This is a genomic window from Streptomyces umbrinus, from assembly GCF_030817415.1.
Classification (GTDB): Bacteria; Actinomycetota; Actinomycetes; order Streptomycetales; family Streptomycetaceae; genus Streptomyces; species Streptomyces umbrinus_A.
On record NZ_JAUSZI010000002.1, the window covers coordinates 6611269 to 6627266 of the forward strand.

Consider the following 15998-nt stretch of genomic DNA (forward strand, 5'->3'; position numbering starts at 1 on the left):
CCGAGGTTGACCTCCATGACGACCGTCCAGGCCTCCGCCTCCGCCGACCGCCCGTCGACCGATGCGGACCACCGGCTCGACGCACTCCTGCTCGAACGGTGGGAGCGCGATCCCGGACTCCCCGCGATCGTCTCCGGCGACACCGTCCTCACCGTGGGCGAGTTGCGGGAACGGGTCCTGCGGACCGCCGCGGCCCTTCGCGCGCACGGCGTACGGGCCGGTGACCGCGTCGTGATCCACCACGATCGCTCCGTCGAGTTCGTGGTGGCCGTGCTGGGCGCCATGTTCGCGGGCGCCGCCCACGCGGCACTCGGCGTGGACGACCCGCCGCAACGGATCCTGCGGTCCGTCCAGGACTGCGCGCCCCGGGCCGTGCTCACCAACTCGGCGCTGCGCGACCGCTTTTCGGATGTACTGGACCTGTCGAATCCCTCGGGCCTGCCGGACCTGGTCGTCCTGACGGACGAGGAGTGCGCCACGTACCCGCCGACACTCGAACCGGTACGGAGGAATGCCTCGGCGGACGACCCCGTCGCCGTCATCTACACCTCGGGATCCACCGGCCGCCCCAAGGCCTCGCTGATCAGCCACCGCGCTCTCGTCTCACGGATCACGGCCCTGCAGACCACGCACCGCATGGACGAGCGCGACCGGATGATGCACCACACGGTGTGCACGTTCGACATGCATCTCGGCGAGCTGTACTGGCCGTTGCTCGCCGGCGCCACCGTCGTCATCGCGGCCCCGGGCCGTCACCGTGACGCGGACCATCTCGCGGAGCTGATACGCGACCAGGGGATCACGACGGTCTACTTCGGTGTGTCCCAGCTCGAACTCTTCCTGCTGACCCGCGATCCCGCCGAGCGGTACGACGGGCTGCGGCAGGTGCTCACCGGCGGCGAAGTGCTCGGTCCCGACCTGGTCAAGCGCTTCCACTCGCGCTCCACCGCGTCGCTCACCAATATCTACGGGCCCAGTGAGTGCACGATCTACTGCACGGCCTGGGTGCTGCCGCGCGATCCCGACCTGGACACCGTACTCATCGGTCCCGCCGTCCAGGACACCGAACTGTGGATCCTCGACGAGAACGGCACTCCGGTCGCCGACGGGGAACCCGGCGAGCTCCACATCGGTGGCGCGGGCGTCGCCCTCGGCTATCTGAACCGGCCCGAACTCACCGCCGAGCGCTTTCTCGACGCCGAGCGTCTTCCCAACGTCCCCGCGGTGAGCCCGGACAGCCGCCTCTACCGTTCCGGTGACCTGGTCAGGGCGCGGCCCGGCGGTGCGCTGGAGTTCCTGGGCCGGGCCGACCGGCAGGTGAAGATCCGGGGCATCCGCATCGAGCCCGGCGAGATCGAGGAGACCGCCAAGCGCTGTACGGGGGTCGGACAGGCGGCGGTCGTGGCACACGGCTCGGGTGCCGAGAAGCGTCTCGCCGCGTTCGTGGTGCCCGACAACGGCACGGAACCGGGCAGCCTGCCGTCGTCCGTACGCGAGGCTCTGCGGACCTGGCTCCCGCCGTACATGGTGCCGTCGGCCATCGAGGTGGCGGACGAACTGCCGCTGACGGCGAACGGCAAGCTGGACCGCCGTCTCCTGGAGACCTGGGCGGCGAAGCGGTCGGCCGAATCCGCGCCCGCCCGGCCCGTGCAGAGCGCCCCCATCGACGCGTCCGTGCACGCGGATCCGGACGTGGAGAGCGTCGTGTCCGAGGTGTGGTGCGAGGTCCTCCAGGTCTCCGAGGTCGGCCGGGACGACGACTTCTTCGACCTGGGCGGCGATTCCTTCAAGGTGCTGCGCGTCGTCGAGACCCTCCGGGAACGGCTGCGGGCGGACATCCCCCTGGCGGCGCTGCTGCTGGAGCCGACAGCGGCCGACTTCAGCGACGAACTGCGCCGCATCATGGCGCACGGGCCCACGGACCGAACCCGGGAGCTCTAAGGAATCAGGAGCGCGAAACGGGGGCCCGGAACTCCCGGGCCCCCGCGTCTCGTTCCGTACGGAGATGCTACTGAGCTGCTACGGCGCGTCCGTCACCGTCCCGTCGAGCACCGGCCCCTCCACCTGTTCGCCCTCCGCAGTCCAGAGGGACAGCTGGATCCGCAGCGACTCCTCCGGCTCGGTCACGCCGTCCGCGACGACGGGAATGGTCACGTCGGTGCTCAGCTCGCCCTGGGGGATGGCGAGGGGCAGATAGAGCCCTTCCAGCCCGGACAGCGGCCGGGAGGGGTTCGGTGACTCGCCGGTGGTCTCCTCGAGCCAGGCCGGGGCGACGTCGGTGGTGGACAGTTCGGCGCCGCCGACCGGCGCGAACGCGGAGTCGATCCAGATCTCCGTGTCGGCGACCGCGGACTGGGTGATCCGCCAGGTCAGGCTCTGGCCCTCGGTGACCCGGCTCGGAACCGGCGTCACACTGAACGTGGGCATCGGGTCGTCGTCCCTCACGGTCACGCCGCCGAGGTGGTTGCCGACCACCGTGTCGTGAACGGCCTTCGCGAACACGTTGTACGCCGTGCCGTAGCTGTAGCGGGTGTTGCCGGGCACGTCGACCGGCACGTCGATGCTCTCGGTGCCGGGGCGCACGGTCACCACCCGGGACGTGGTCTCACGCGTCTCGGGGTCCGCGACGAAGAGCCGGATCTGACCACTGCCCTGCCCGGAGAGCCGTACCGGCACCTGGTAGGTCTTGACTCCGGAGTCGCCCTCGTCGGCGGTCAGCCGGCCGATGTCGACGCGGGGCGGCGAGACCGGCCGTACGTCCGCCATGCCGGGGCGCCAGCCCCAGGCGTCGATCAGCCATGCCTTTCCGGATCCGCTGCGGGGAGTCAGTTCCAGGGACTTCACCTGCTTGAGGTCCAGCCCGGCCGCAGTCGCGGCGGTCAGCGGTACGCGTACCTCCTGGCCCCAGTACGAGGTCGTCCGCTCGGTGCCGGGCAGTCCGTCGAGGCGGATGTCGCCGAGCTTCGCCCGTCGGCCCGCCGTGTCGGTGAGGGACACGTCCATGCGGGTGCCGGTGGTGTTCGGGGGCACGACGACCCGCAGGGCCAGCGACTTGGCTCCGGTCACCGAGACCGGTCGCTCGGGCTGTACCCGTACCGCGGAACCCGGTGTCGACCAGCCGAGCGCCACGGCGTTGCGGCCCGGTTCCCGGTCCGTCTCCCAGCCGGCGAAGTGCGGTGACCCGCCGGGCTCGTCGGGGTTGAGGCAGGCCGTGGCCGGGTCGGGGTCGACCTGCTCGCACAGCCGGCCGCCGTCCACCTTCACCGAGGGGTCCGGCACGAACGCGCCGCCACGACGGGCGCCGACGGCGTGGGTGAGGACGCGCGCGGAACCCGCGGACTTCGCGCGTACGCCGGAGCCGTCCAGCAGCGGCCGGACCCGGTCGTCGCCCGCGACGAACACCCGGGCCGCGGCGGCTATGTAGGTGGAGCCGGCGGCCTGCTGCTTCTTGGCGGTCAGGCGCGTCGCGGTGCCCGGTGTGCACACCGCGTCCGGCGACTCCTCGTCGTTCCAGAAGTCGTCGTTGGCGGGCGCCTGGGCCTGGCCCGGCGTCCACTCGGTGTTGAAGTAGTTGTGGTTGGCGCCGACCATGTAGACCGCGCTGTGCAGGGCGGCACCACGGCTGACACCGCGGGTCCCGTCCACGTAGATCTCACCCTGCAGATCGGACACATCGCCGTCGCAGCCGGGCAGGATCGTCATCGACGGCACCTCGGGAGCGGGGTTCTGCCCGAAGATGGTGGGGCCGATGAGGACGGTCCCCCGGATCTTCCAGCGCACCGGACCCCGGTAGCCGTCCCGGTCGGCGGGAGGCTTGGAGAGGCTGTCCATCGCGGCCCGGTTCACGCCCTCGCCGCCCCGCGAGTGACCGACCAGCAGTACGCGCGGCAGGTCGGCCCGCGCGGCCTTCCGTACGATCTCCGGTGCCGAGGTCCGTCCGGCTCCCGACCAGTTCGCCCAGCGGGCGAGGTGCTGCCGTACGAGGGACGAGCGGGCCTGTGCGCCGCCGTCCTCCGCCGCGAAGTCCTGGCCGTTGACGCCGTTGGCGGATATGGACACCGTCACATAGCCCTGGGACGCCAGCAGTTTCTGGTCGTGCAGATAGCCGCGGTGGCTCGGTATCGGCTTCGAACCGGTGGGGCAGGGCCAGTCGCCGACGAACTCGCCGTCCGGGCCCCCGGTGTAGCAGGTGGGGTGGCGGCCGTGCAGGAAGAGGGCCAGCGGGCGCTTGCCCTGGGCGCCGGCCGGTGCGACCACGACCGCGCGCATCTCCACCGGTTCGGGGAAGTCGGGCAGCTTCACGGACTTCAGCTCGTACTCGCCGCTGACCGTGCGGTACGGGCCGGGGACGCCGGGGTCCACGGGGTTGGCCGGCGGCAGGGCCGACGGCTTCACCGGCACCTTGGGGGAACGTCGTCGTGAGTCGGCCTCGATGCCGGCCTCGTCGAGGCGGCGACCGGCTGCCCGGACCCGCAGGTCCTTCGCCGGTCCGAGCTCCACGCCCTGGAGGGGCAGTTTGAACGTGTGCCCGTCCTTGGCGGCGAGGGGACGGCCCAGGAACCGGTCGCCGGAGTAGAACTCGACGGCGGCGTCTCCCATGGGTACGGGTGTGGTCGAACGCCAGGTCAGGTGCTGACCGGATCTCGTTTCGGTGATCTGCCAGCCCGCCGGCAGTCTGCCGTCGGGGTCGGCCGAGGCCGTGGGCGGTACGGGTTCGGCGGCAGGCCGGGCCTGCGCGACTCCTTGCGACCCCACCACCACCGCCAACAACGCCGCAGCGGCGACCAATGTGCGCCGGGCATGGATCAACGTCCTTCTCCTCCTGTTGGCTCCTGCGCCCGGGCATCTCAGTCGCCCCAGGTGTCCCGGGCATCTCTCTCGTCCCTGAGAAGAAGATGAGAATCGGGGCCACGGGGTTGCTCGGAGTCGACGTCGGGTCGAGGCAGGCGGGTGCCTCAAGTGGAGCCTGGAGAAGCGGAGTTGACCCGGCGCGCCGGTGCGCCCGGTGCGGGGCCGTCGGCGGACTGCGGGGGTGGGAGTGGCCGGGCCGGGCCCTAGGAGCCGAGCGTCGCCAGGGCCGGGCCGAAGGCGATGAGCAACGGGATGAGCGGGGCCAGGGCCGCGGCCGTCGTCGTACCGCGGCGGTGGGTCCGGGGCAGGCGGGGCGGCGGGTCCAGGAGGCGCTCCACCCGCTGGTGGAGCAGGGGGCGGGGAGTGGCGCAGGACAGGACGCCCCGGTGCTGGTTCAGCTCGATCAGCGCGAGGGCGGTGGTGAGGTGGCCGCAGCGGCGGGAGGCCGTGTCGTCGGCGGAGAGCTCGACCAGGCGGTGGGTCTGGTCGCGGAAGTGGGTGAAGAGCGGGATGCCCGGGAAGCCGGAGGCCAGGGCCTGGGAGAGGTGCAGGAGCCAGTCGTGGCGGGCCCGGGCGTGACCCAGCTCATGGGCCTGGATGGCGTCCAGCTGGTGGTCGGTGAGGCGCTGCAGCGCGCCCGTGGTGACGACGAGCTGGGGCGGGCTGCCCGGCATCCACCAGGCGTCCGGGTACTCGTCCTCCAGCACGAGGAGCGGGCCGCGGGAGTCGCTGAGCCCGGCCGGCAGCTCGGGGGCGCGTTCGCGCAGGTGCTCGCGGCGCAGCCGCCCGCGCCTGCGGGCCTCCGCCACCTCCCGCGCCAGCATGGCCGTGGTCCAGGCGGCACCGCCGGCCAGCAGCAGCGTCAGCGCGGTGGTCCAGGGCGGGGCGGCGGCCAGGTCGTACGCCGCGGTGACCCTGGGCGGCGCGGGCGCGAAGACATGGACACGGACGGTGTGGAAGACCGCCGAGGCGCTCAGCACGAGCGACGTCAGGCAGCAGAGCAGCACGGTGGCGACCAGGCACTGCCACACCCACAGCGCGAGCACGGGCTCCCGGTCGGGCCAGACCGCACGGGTCAGGACACGGGGCGCCGCGACCGCCGCCGCCAATGCGACGACCGCCATCAGGAGGAGGGAGATCGATACGGTCATGTCGCGGGCTCCTTCGGGAAGCGGCCGTGGACACGCTACCTGCCAGCGGGGTCATGACGGCAATGACCGGCACGACTGCGAACCGCGAGTAACCATGGACGCATGAGCACGTGAGCGCATGAGGGCATGGACGGTGGTGGCGCGGTGAGCGGGGCGAGTGCCGGGCGCGGGGCGAGCGGCGGGTACTCCGGTACGCCCCTGGCCAAGAAGATCGGGATCAAGGCCGGTCAGCGGGTGCGGTTGCTGCACGCGCCGGGGGAGGGGTGGGCGATCCCCGGGCTGCCCGAGGGCTGCGAGGTCGCCGAAGGAGGGCCGAAGGGGGCGGACGTCACCGTGGCCTTCTACCGGGAGGCGACCGTTCTGTCCGCCGAGGGACCGGGCCTGGTCGAGGCGCTCGCCGACTCCGCGATGCTCTGGATCGCCTGGCCGCGGAAGGCCGCCGGCCACGTCAGCGACCTCACCGAGAACGGGCTGCGCGAGCTGTTCCTGCCGCTGGGTGTCGTCGATGTGAAGGTCGCCGCGCTCGGGGACGACTGGTCGGGGCTGAAGTTCGTACGCCGCAAGGAGAATCGGCGTATTTGAAGAGTCCTTACCGTGAACGGCTAGCATCGCCCCTTGTTGTCGAACGAGGTCGAGTGGTGGGGGTGGGCGCCGTGCCGATGGAGCCGCGGATCGCGGTGGCCGTGGTGACGATGGGCACACGGCCCCAGGAGGTCGACGCGCTGCTCGCGTCGGTGGCCAAGCAGGACGTCGCACCCACGCGGATCGTGATCGTCGGGAACGGCTGTCCGCTGCCCGAGTTCGCCGACCGGCTGGGGCTGCCCGGCGAGGTCACCGCCATCGAGGTCGACGAGAACCTCGGCTGCCCGGGCGGCCGGAACGTCGCGCTGCGCCGGCTGCGGGAGTTCGGTGACGTGGACGTCGTCGTCGACCTGGACGACGACGGTCTGCTCGTCGACCCGGACGTCCTGCGGCGCGTACGGGACCTGTACGCCGCCGATCCGCGCCTCGGCATCGTCGGATTCCGTATCGCCGACGAGCACGGCGAGACCCAGCGGCGGCACGTGCCCCGGCTCGGCGCCAAGGACCCGATGCGGGGCGGGGAGGTCACCGGCTTCCTCGGCGGCGGACACGCCCTCTCCATGGAGATGCTCGCGCAGACCGGGGACTGGCCGGCCGAGTTCTTCTTCGCGCACGAGGAGACCGACCTGGCGTGGCGGGCGGCCGACGCGGGGTGGACCATCCGGTACGAGCCCGAGCTGCTGCTCCAGCACCCCAAGACCTCGCCCGCACGGCACGCCATCTACTACCGCGTCACCGCCCGCAACCGTGTCTGGCTGGTCCGGCGCCGCCTGCCGCTCCCGCTCATCCCCGTCCACCTGGCGGTCTGGATCGCGCTGACTCTCCTGCGGACACGCTCTGTCGGCGGGCTGCGGGCATGGTTCGGCGGCTTCGTGGAGGGGCTACGGGTCTCGGCGGGGGAACGGCGGCCGATGCGCTGGGGGACTGTCTGGCGGCTCACGCGCCTGGGGCGGCCACCGGTCGTCTGAGCCAGCCCCCACCCACGGGTTTTCGGACCCGGCCGCTACGGCGACACTCCCCCGAGCCGCGGCGACCTACGACGCCAACCGCGTACCGGAACGACCAGGTCCGAACGGTGATCAAATCAGGCCACGCCAACCGATCGCTAACATGGGGCGAACGGTGTGGCGAGGCACAGAGTTTCGCCTGGGAGGTGGCGGGAGCGGCGAGTTCAGGCCGTTGACGGCCGCCGATGGGAAGAGGCGGACACGTGGGCGGCGGACAGCGGTCGGAACGGGGCGCCAGGCTGCGCCGCGGTCGATCGCCCGGCCGCCCGGGCGGACCGTCACCTGGGGCGATACCCGCGTCCTCGCCCGAGCCGGGTTCCGGAGTGCGGTCCGTGCTGCGATCCGGGCTGCGTTTCGGGCTCCTGGGGCCGACCGTCGTGTACGACGCAGACGGTGTGCCACGGCCGGTCAGCAGCGCGAAGGGGCGGGTACTGCTCACCGCTCTGCTGCTGGAACCGGGCCGGGTCGTCTCCGTCGACGTGCTCAAGGACGCGCTGTGGGGCGGGACACCGCCCGCCTCCGCGCACGCGTCGCTGCAGAACCACGTGACCCGTCTGCGACGCCTCCTGGACGACCCGGACCGGCTGCGGTCGGTACCGCCCGGCTATCAACTGCGCGTCTCCGAGGGTGAGTTGGACGTACGCCTCTTCGAGACCCGGATCGGCGCGGCCCGGGCGGCACACGCGCGGCGGGACTGGGAGCGGGCCGTGACCGAGGCCATGGCGGCACTCGGGCTCTGGCGCGGCACCCCGCTGACCGGCATGCCTCCCGGGCTCGGTGGACTCTCCCTCGTCCAACGGCTGGAGGAGGCACGGCTGTTCGCCCTGGAGTGCCGGTACGACGCGGAACTGGAGCTGGGCCGCGGGGTGTCCGACGGGGACGTACGGCTCTCCGGTCTCGCACCCGAACTGGCCGCGCTGGTCGCGGAGTTCCCCCTCCGCGAGGCCTTCCACCGCCAGCTGATGATGGTCCTCCACCGAACGGGCCGCAGGGCCGAGGCCCTCGCCGTCCACCGCGACCTGCGCCGCACCCTCGTCCGCGAACTCGGCGTGGAACCGGGCCTCGCGGTCCGGGAGGCCCACCTGGAGATCTTGCGGGACGAGGATTCGGGGACGGGGGCGGGGGCGGGGACTGGAGCAGGGGGAGGGGCAGAGGCGGGGTCGGGCTCGCGATCGGGGCCGGGGCCGGGATCTGGATCGGGCCCGGGCTCGCGTTCAGGGCCGGCGTCAGCGGCAGGGTCGGGTCCGGGACCGGGATCCGGATCGGGCCCGGATGCGTCCGCCCGCGATGAGACCGGTGCCGCCGAGACAACGGCTCCCGCTGAGGCGGCGGCTCCTGCCGAGACAGCGGCTCCCGCCGGGCGGCAGGCCATCGGAGGCGATGGCGTCTCCGCCCCGCTGCCCGCCGAGTCGGCGTCCACCCGTACTGATCCTGATCCGCGCGGAGCCGACCACCCGCCCTCCGCGGAAGCCGCCCACGCTGCCTCGGCCGCTACGGCCGCCCCGGACACCACGTCCGCCCCGGTGACTCCATCGACCCCTGGCATCCCTGCCACCCCCGCCCCTCCGAAGGGCCCCGTCCTCGTCCCCGTCCCCCGCCCCGCCCAACTCCCTCCCGCTCCCCTCTGTTTCACGGGTCGCGCCGAGACCATCGGCAGCCTGCGGGCCACGCTCGTCCCGGCCGGAGACGGGCACCCCCGCGTGGCCGTGGTCAGTGGCATGGCGGGCGTCGGGAAGAGTGCGCTGGGCGTGCAGGTGGCGCACGGGCTGCGGGCCGAGTTCCCGGACGGCCAGCTGTACGTACGACTGCACGGGGCCACGCCCGGCGTGCCGCCGCTCACCGTCGGGCAGGCCCTCGCCGCGCTGCTCCGCGACCTGGGCGTGGAACCGCGGGGCGCCCCCGAACACCCGGACGCGGCAAGCGCGTTGCTCCGCTCACTCCTTGCGCCCACCCGCACCCTGCTCGTACTCGACGACGCGGTGAACGCCGCCCAGGTCCGCCCCCTGCTGCCCGCCGGCCCCGGCTGTGCGGTGATCGTCACCAGCCGCTCGCCCCTCACCGCGCTGGACGGCGTGACCCGCTTCCCGCTCGCCCCCCTCTCCGACGAGGAGAGCGCCGAACTGCTGCGGGCCGTCTCCGGACGGGACGGCCTCGACGGTACGCACCCTCTCGTCGGCCTCACCGGACGGCTGCCGCTCGCACTGCGGATCGTCGCGGCCCGGCTCGCCGCCCGCCAGGTCCTCACACCGGACGCGCTCGCCGGTCAACTGGCCGCCAGTGACGGACGGTTGCACCACCTCGAATACGACGACCTCAGCGTGCGCCGCTCGCTCGCGGTGGCCCTCGACGCGCTGCGGGCCTCGGACCGCGAGGCCGACCGGGACGCCGCCCGCGCCCTGCACCGGATCGGCGCGCTCGACCTGCCGACGTACGGGGTCCCGCTCCTCGCCCGGCTCCTGGGCACCGGCGAACGCCGGACCGAGGGCGCCCTCGACCGCCTGGTCGACGTCGCCCTCCTCGACGAGACGGCGTACGGCCGCTACGCCCCGCACGACCTCGTACGCGACTTCGCCCGCGAGGTCGCCCGGGAGGCGGCGGAGGGGGAGGCCCCCGGCCCAACGGACTCCGAGCTCACGGCTTCCGTCCCCACGGGGTCCAGCTCCACGGACCCGGATCCCACCGACATCGCCCTCCACTGGTACATCGCCTCCGCCCGCCGGTGCGTACCGGCCCTGATCCCCTCCGGCGTCGACCGCGACAACCGGCTGGGTACGACACCGGCCGAGTCGGAGCGTTCGGGCGCCACCGGCAGCGAGGCCGTGCCGTTCGCGACGGCCGCCGAGGCCGTCGCCTGGGGGGACCGCGAGGTGGCGAACGTCGTCGCGCTCGTCGAGGGCCACGCCGCCGCGTCCCCGCTGATCCCCGTCCTCGTACGCGCCCTCTTCCCGTATCTGCAGCGCCGCGGCCGGCTGCGTGAGCTGTCGGTGCTCGGGCGGCGGGCGCTGAAGGTGGCGCGGCTGCTCGGGGACGACGCCGCCGAGGCGATCGCGCTGTCCGACCTGGCGGGTCTCTACTTCATGCAGGGACAGGCGGGCAAGGCGCTCGTCCTCACCGACCAGGCCCTCACGCGCTGGCGAGGCCTCGGCGTCGTCTCGCGCATCCAGCGCTGCCTGAACAACCGCGGGCTGCTGCTGGAGAGCCTGGGCCGGTACGTCGAGTGCGAACTCGCCCTGCGGGAAAGCCTGGAGCTGGCGCGGGAGCTGGGCGACCTGGACGGCGAGGCCGTCGCCTACAGCAATCTCGGCAACCTCTACGAGCACTCCGATCCGCGCGCCGCCATCGAGTGGCACGAGCGGAGCCTCGCGCTCGGCGAGACCATGGGCGACTCCCGGGTCCGTGAGTCAGGGCACTGCAACATCGGGTACGCCCACCTCACGCTCGGCGAACCGGCCCGTGCGCTGGAGCACTTCGACCGCGCCCTGAGCGTCTCGGACGGTGTCGACTGGCAGAGCGGCTCCCAGACCCGCCTCGGTCTCGTCCGTGCGCTGCGCGGCCTCGACCGCACCGAGCGGGCCGCCCGCGAGTGCGCCCTGCTGCTGGCCCGCGCCGAACTGCGCGCCGACCGCTACACCGCCGGTCTCGCCCGGCACCAACAGGGCCTGCTGCACCGGTCGGCGGGCCGCAACGACGAGGCGTACGAGCAGTGGGAACTGGCCCTCGACGACCTGGACGGCACCGACAGCACGGTGACCGACGAACTGCGGGAGCTGCTGCTCATCCGGCTCAACGGGCCTTCACTACAGGGGAGTTGAGCGGCCTCATCGCAACCGGGCGGGGAGCGCACCCACTCGGACCCCTGTTCCCGCTCAAGCTCACGACCTCGCTCAAGCTCACGACCCGGTTCAGGCTCCCCCTCACTTCGCGTCCGCGTAACACTCCACCACCGCCGTCGTGAACGGAAACCGCACCGGCGTCTCCCCGAACGTCAGCCGCCCCGCCAGCTCCGCCGCCTCCCGGATGGCCTCGACCACGGTGTCGGCCTCCGCCGCCGGGCAGTGCACCATCACCTCGTCGTGCTGGAAGAAGACCAGCTCGGCCGCCATGTCCCGGCAGGTTCGGCGGAGCGCGGCGAGCACGAGGAGGGTCCAGTCGGCGGCGCTGCCCTGCACGACGAAGTTGCGCGCGAAGCGGCCCCGGGCACGGGAGTTGGTGGAGGCGTACCCCGGCACCCAGTCCTGGGCGTCCCCGGGCTCGGTGCCCTCGCCCGGCACGCCGACCTGCTCGCTCTCCGGAATCCCCGCTTCCTCCCCCGAGGAGTCCGACCCCGCCGCCGGCGGGCACGTCCGCCCCAGCCAGGTCCGCACGAGCCGCCCCTCCTCGCCCGCCCGCGCCGCGTCGTCCACGTACGCCACCGCCTTGGGGAAGCGGCGGCGCAGCAGTGCGAGGTTCTTGAGGCCGTCGCCGGAGGTCTGGCCGTAGACCGCGCCGAGCACGGCGAGCTTGGCCTGGGCGCGGTCGCCCGAGAAGGCACGGTCGGACACGGACTGGTAGAGGTCGGTCTCCCGACCGGCGACCTCCATCAGACCGGGGTCGCGGGAGATCGCGGCCAGCACCCGCGGCTCCATCTGGTCGGCGTCCGCGACGACGAGCCGCCAGCCGGGGTCGGCGACCGCGGCGCGACGGATGACCTTGGGGATCTGCAGCGCGCCCCCGCCGTTGGTCACCCAGCGCCCGGTGACCGTCCCGCCCGGCAGGTACTCTGGTCTGAACCGCCCGTCCCGCACCCAGTCCTGGAGCCACGACCAGCCGTGCGCGACCCAGATGCGGTACAGCTTCTTGTACTCGACGAGTGGCTTCACGGCCGGGTGGTCGATCGTCTCGATCTCCCAGCGCCGGGTCGATTTGATCTTGATGCCCGCCTGCGCGAAGGCCTTGATGACATCGGCGGGCAGATCGGGCCGCACCCGTCTCCCGAACGCGGCCGACACCTCGTCCGTGAGCTCGGCGAGGCGGCGCGGCTCGCCCCCGCCCGTGTACCGCTCGCCGAGCAGTTCGTGCAGCACGTCCCGGTGCACGTCCGCGCTCCACGGCATCCCGGACGCGTTCATCTCGGTCGCCACGAGCATGCCCGCCGACTCGGCGGCCGTCAGCAGCCGCATCCGCCCGGGGTGCTCGGCCGCGTCGTGTCTTCGCTGCTGGTCCCCGTACACGTCGATGAGCTGTTCCAGCGGTACGTGGACGGGGCGGGGCTCGAAGAGCGAGGACTGCGAGCCGGGTTCGGCGGAGCGCTGCGGGGGATCGGGCGGTACGGGGCCGCCGCGCAGTCTGGCCAGGGCGGCGGCCGCCGAGCGGGGCTCGCCGAGCCGACCCTCGTGGCCCAGGAGGAGGGTCTCGGCGGCCTCCATGTCGTAACACCGCTCCACACGGACGCCCGCTTCGCGCAGCCGCGGATAGACCTCGGCCGTCGCCCGCCACACCCAGCGGGTGACGTCCGGCCGGGACCGTACGGACTCGGCGAGATCCGGCTCCCTCAGGACCGGTCCGGCGGGCAGCCCGTCGGGGCCGAGGGGAGCGAGCTCGGCGCCGCCGTCCTCGGCCGGCGCGAGAGCCCACCGGTCGGTCATGACTGCGAGTCTCGCAGGAGGGTCTGACAACGGCCCTGAACCGCGAGTCTCGCAGTGCAGTGCAGTGCAGGGCCGTGTCCGGCGCCAGGCACAGGGCGCGGCCCGTCACTCCCCCCCCGGAGAGACCGGCCATTCTTCCCAGAGGGTCCGGTCAGTCCTCCTGGAGGGACTTCCGCACCTTCTCCAGCGCCTCGGCGACGTTCGCCTCGGCCGCCGCCTTGTCGACGCCGAGCCCGCTGAGGAGGCCCGCACCGGCCTCGTGCTCCAGCAGCGCGAGCAGGATGTGCTCCGTGCCGATGTAGTTGTGGCCGAGCCGGAGGGCCTCGCGGAAGGTGAGTTCGAGGCTCTTCTTGGCGTTGCTGTCGAAGGGGATGAGTGCGGGTACGTCCTCGGCGCTCGGCGGGAGGGCGGCGGTCGCGGCCTCGCGCACGGCGTCCAGGGTGACGCCCTGCGCGGTGATCGCCTTCGCTCCGAGGCCCTCCGGCTCGGCGACCAGACCGAGGATCAGGTGCTCGGTGCGGATCAGGTCGTTGCCCGCGCTCTTGGCCTCGTTCTGGGAGACGATCACCACGTTCCTGGCCCGTGGCGTGTAGCGGCTGAAGCCCTGGCTGGGGTCGAGGTCCGACTCCGCCTTCGGCACGAACCGCTTCTGGGCCGCCTGCCGGGTGACCCCCATGCTCTTGCCGATGTCCGTCCAGGACGCACCCGAACGCCGGGCCTGGTCCACGAAGTGACCGATCAGATGGTCGGCCACATCGCCGAGGTGGTCCGCCGCGATCACCGCGTCCTGGAGCTGGTCGAGAGCGTCTTCGTGAACCTTCTTGATGGCCTCGATCAGATCGTCGAGGCGTACGGAGGTGGTGGCACATGGATTCGTGGTCATGTGTCAACCGTAGGTTGACAGTGAAAGGGTGTCAACCCCGAGTTGACAACCGCCGGGCCGACCCCGCCCCGACGCGTGACACGATCGAGGAATGAGCAGTACGCCCAGCACCGTGGAGCGCGCCTTCGAGGCCGCCCTCTACGCCGATTCCGACGCGGCCCTCGACACCGGCGCCTCGCTCCTCGCTTCCGACCCCGCGTCCGACGCCGAACTGGCCCGGCGCGGCGAGGAGTTCGTCGGGGGAGCCTGGCGGCGCGGCTGGCAGCCCGCCGATGTCGTACGGATCGTGCGCCGCGAGCTGGACGACACGCACGTACGCCTGGTCTCGGCGCTGATCCTCGACGAGAGCGGCCGGAACAAGCAGACCCGGGGCCCGCGCTGGACGGCGCAGCTCGAAGAGCTGACCGCCGAGGCTGCCGGGGCCTCCGGGACGAAGGCCCCGCCCCGCACCGACCGCTTCTCGTACGCCACCGCCGTACTGGGGCTGTACCGGCTGCTGCTCCGCCTGCCCTCCATCGAGCCCTTGGACGTGGACGCGCCCAGGGCGGCGGCCGGCGCCCCGAAGGACTCCCGCATGCTCACCCGTATCCGCGCGCTGCTCGCCAAGGCCGAGGCGACCGGGTTCCCGGAGGAGGCGGAGGCACTGAGCGCCAAGGCGCAGGAGCTGATGGCGCGGCACAGCATCGACGAGGCGCTGCTGGCGGCCCGTACGCACGCCAAGGATGCGCCCGGCGCCTGCCGCATCGGCGTCGACCCGCCCTACGAGACGGCCAAGGCGGTGCTCCTCGACGCGGTGTCCGGGGCCAACCGCTGCCGGGCGGTCTGGAACGAGGCCCTCGGCTTCTCGACCGTCGTCGGCTTCGAACCCGACCTGGAGGCCGTCGAACTCCTCTACACCTCACTCCTCGTGCAGGCCACCGCCGCGATGACGAAGGCGGAGGCGGCACAGCGGGCGGGCGGCAGGAAGCGTACGAAGTCCTTCCGGCAGTCGTTCCTCGCCGCGTACGCCCATCGCACAGGCGACCGGCTGGCGGAGGCGGCGGAGGGGCAAGTGACTGCCGGCGAGGGGGAGTTGCTGCCCGTTCTGGCTGCCCGCGACGTGGCGGTCACGGACGAGACCGAGCGGATGTTCCCGGCGACCGTCACGACCAGGCTGCGCGGGGTCAACGACGCGGCCGGCTGGGAGGAAGGGGCCGCCGCGGCGGACCGGGCCCAGGTGAGGGCACGGCCGCCACTGCGGTGACCCCGGCGATCCCGGGGCGGCGGCTCAGTCGCCGGCGCGCTGGAGCGGGCCCACCGAGGCATCCGGCTCGCTCTCGCTCAGCAGCGCGACCTCGCCGTACTTCCAGGGGAAGGAGAGGTCGGTGCCCGCGCCGGGCAGGCCGAACTTCACGGTCTTCACGGCGGCACCCTTCGTCGCGTCGCCCGCGGGCCCCCGTACGTACGTGATCGTGAAGGCGGTGGTCTCGTCCGGCTTGAGAGTCAGCTTCTCCGGCTTCGCGGACTCCTCCGGGGTGAGGGACCAGGTGGTGCCGCCCGCGTTCAGGTCGACGCGGGGGAAGCCCTCCAGGGTGCAGTCGCCGCCGGAACGGTTGGTGAGGGTGACCGAGACGCTCCCGGTGTCGCCGGCGGCCGGGGCCTCGCTCGCGGCGACCTCCTGTCCGACCTGGTCCGCCTTGCACGCGGTGGAGCGGGCGGCGGATGCCGAGCTGTCGGCCTTCTTGTTCCCCTTGTTCCCCTTGGCACCGCTGCCCTCGTCGTCACAGGCGGTCAGGGCGAGGGTCGCCACGAGGGCGGTGAGTGCGGAGACGGCTATGGGTCGGGCGCGCATGGCTTACCTCTGACTTCCGGGACCTGCTTCTGGGTCCGGCTTGCGGGGACTTCCGGTGCGTGGCGGTGC

Annotated in this window: 10 protein-coding genes; 5 read left to right on the forward strand and 5 right to left on the reverse strand. The window is 72.8% G+C overall.

Annotated features, from left to right (window positions below):
• Positions 1–15: 15 nt before the first annotated feature.
• Positions 16–1941 (forward strand): amino acid adenylation domain-containing protein, encoded by a 1926-nt coding sequence (locus QF035_RS29180; RefSeq protein WP_307523504.1) that lies wholly within the window; start codon positions 16–18, stop codon positions 1939–1941.
• Positions 1942–2019: 78 nt separating this feature from the next.
• Here QF035_RS29180 and QF035_RS29185 read toward each other — a convergent pair whose 3' ends face one another.
• Both QF035_RS29185 and QF035_RS29190 read right to left on the reverse strand, forming a co-directional pair.
• Positions 2020–4809: an alpha/beta hydrolase family protein gene (locus tag QF035_RS29185; protein WP_307523505.1), complete on the reverse strand. Its 2790-nt coding sequence runs from the start codon at positions 4807–4809 to the stop codon at positions 2020–2022.
• Positions 4810–5054: 245 nt separating this feature from the next.
• On the reverse strand, positions 5055–6002 hold the full coding sequence (locus QF035_RS29190) for a M56 family metallopeptidase (protein WP_307523506.1): 948 nt from the start codon (positions 6000–6002) through the stop codon (positions 5055–5057).
• A 144-nt stretch (positions 6003–6146) separates the two neighbouring features.
• Here QF035_RS29190 and QF035_RS29195 point away from each other — a divergent pair, with 144 nt between their 5' ends.
• The 3 genes from QF035_RS29195 (at position 6147) to QF035_RS29205 (ending at position 11403) form a co-directional block, all read left to right on the forward strand.
• Complete coding sequence (locus QF035_RS29195) at positions 6147–6584, forward strand: DUF3052 domain-containing protein (protein WP_307523507.1); 438 nt, start codon at positions 6147–6149, stop codon at positions 6582–6584.
• Between the two features lie 77 nt (positions 6585–6661).
• On the forward strand, positions 6662–7552 hold the full coding sequence (locus tag QF035_RS29200) for a glycosyltransferase family 2 protein (protein WP_269652552.1): 891 nt from the start codon (positions 6662–6664) through the stop codon (positions 7550–7552).
• A gap of 374 nt (positions 7553–7926) precedes the next feature.
• On the forward strand, positions 7927–11403 hold the full coding sequence (locus QF035_RS29205) for a BTAD domain-containing putative transcriptional regulator (RefSeq protein ID WP_307531506.1): 3477 nt from the start codon (positions 7927–7929) through the stop codon (positions 11401–11403).
• Positions 11404–11505: 102 nt separating this feature from the next.
• Here QF035_RS29205 and QF035_RS29210 read toward each other — a convergent pair whose 3' ends face one another.
• Both QF035_RS29210 and QF035_RS29215 read right to left on the reverse strand, forming a co-directional pair.
• Positions 11506–13215, reverse strand: a complete 1710-nt coding sequence (locus QF035_RS29210; RefSeq protein WP_307523508.1) for a bifunctional 3'-5' exonuclease/DNA polymerase — start codon at positions 13213–13215, stop codon at positions 11506–11508.
• Positions 13216–13366: 151 nt separating this feature from the next.
• Positions 13367–14098, reverse strand: a complete 732-nt coding sequence (locus QF035_RS29215; protein ID WP_307523509.1) for a Clp protease N-terminal domain-containing protein — start codon at positions 14096–14098, stop codon at positions 13367–13369.
• Between the two features lie 91 nt (positions 14099–14189).
• Here QF035_RS29215 and QF035_RS29220 point away from each other — a divergent pair, with 91 nt between their 5' ends.
• Entirely contained in the window at positions 14190–15341 is a 1152-nt protein-coding gene (locus QF035_RS29220) for a DUF2786 domain-containing protein (protein ID WP_307523510.1), read from the forward strand.
• A 24-nt stretch (positions 15342–15365) separates the two neighbouring features.
• Here QF035_RS29220 and QF035_RS29225 read toward each other — a convergent pair whose 3' ends face one another.
• On the reverse strand, positions 15366–15929 hold the full coding sequence (locus tag QF035_RS29225) for a DUF4232 domain-containing protein (protein WP_307523511.1): 564 nt from the start codon (positions 15927–15929) through the stop codon (positions 15366–15368).
• Between the last annotated feature and the right edge of the window lie 69 nt (positions 15930–15998).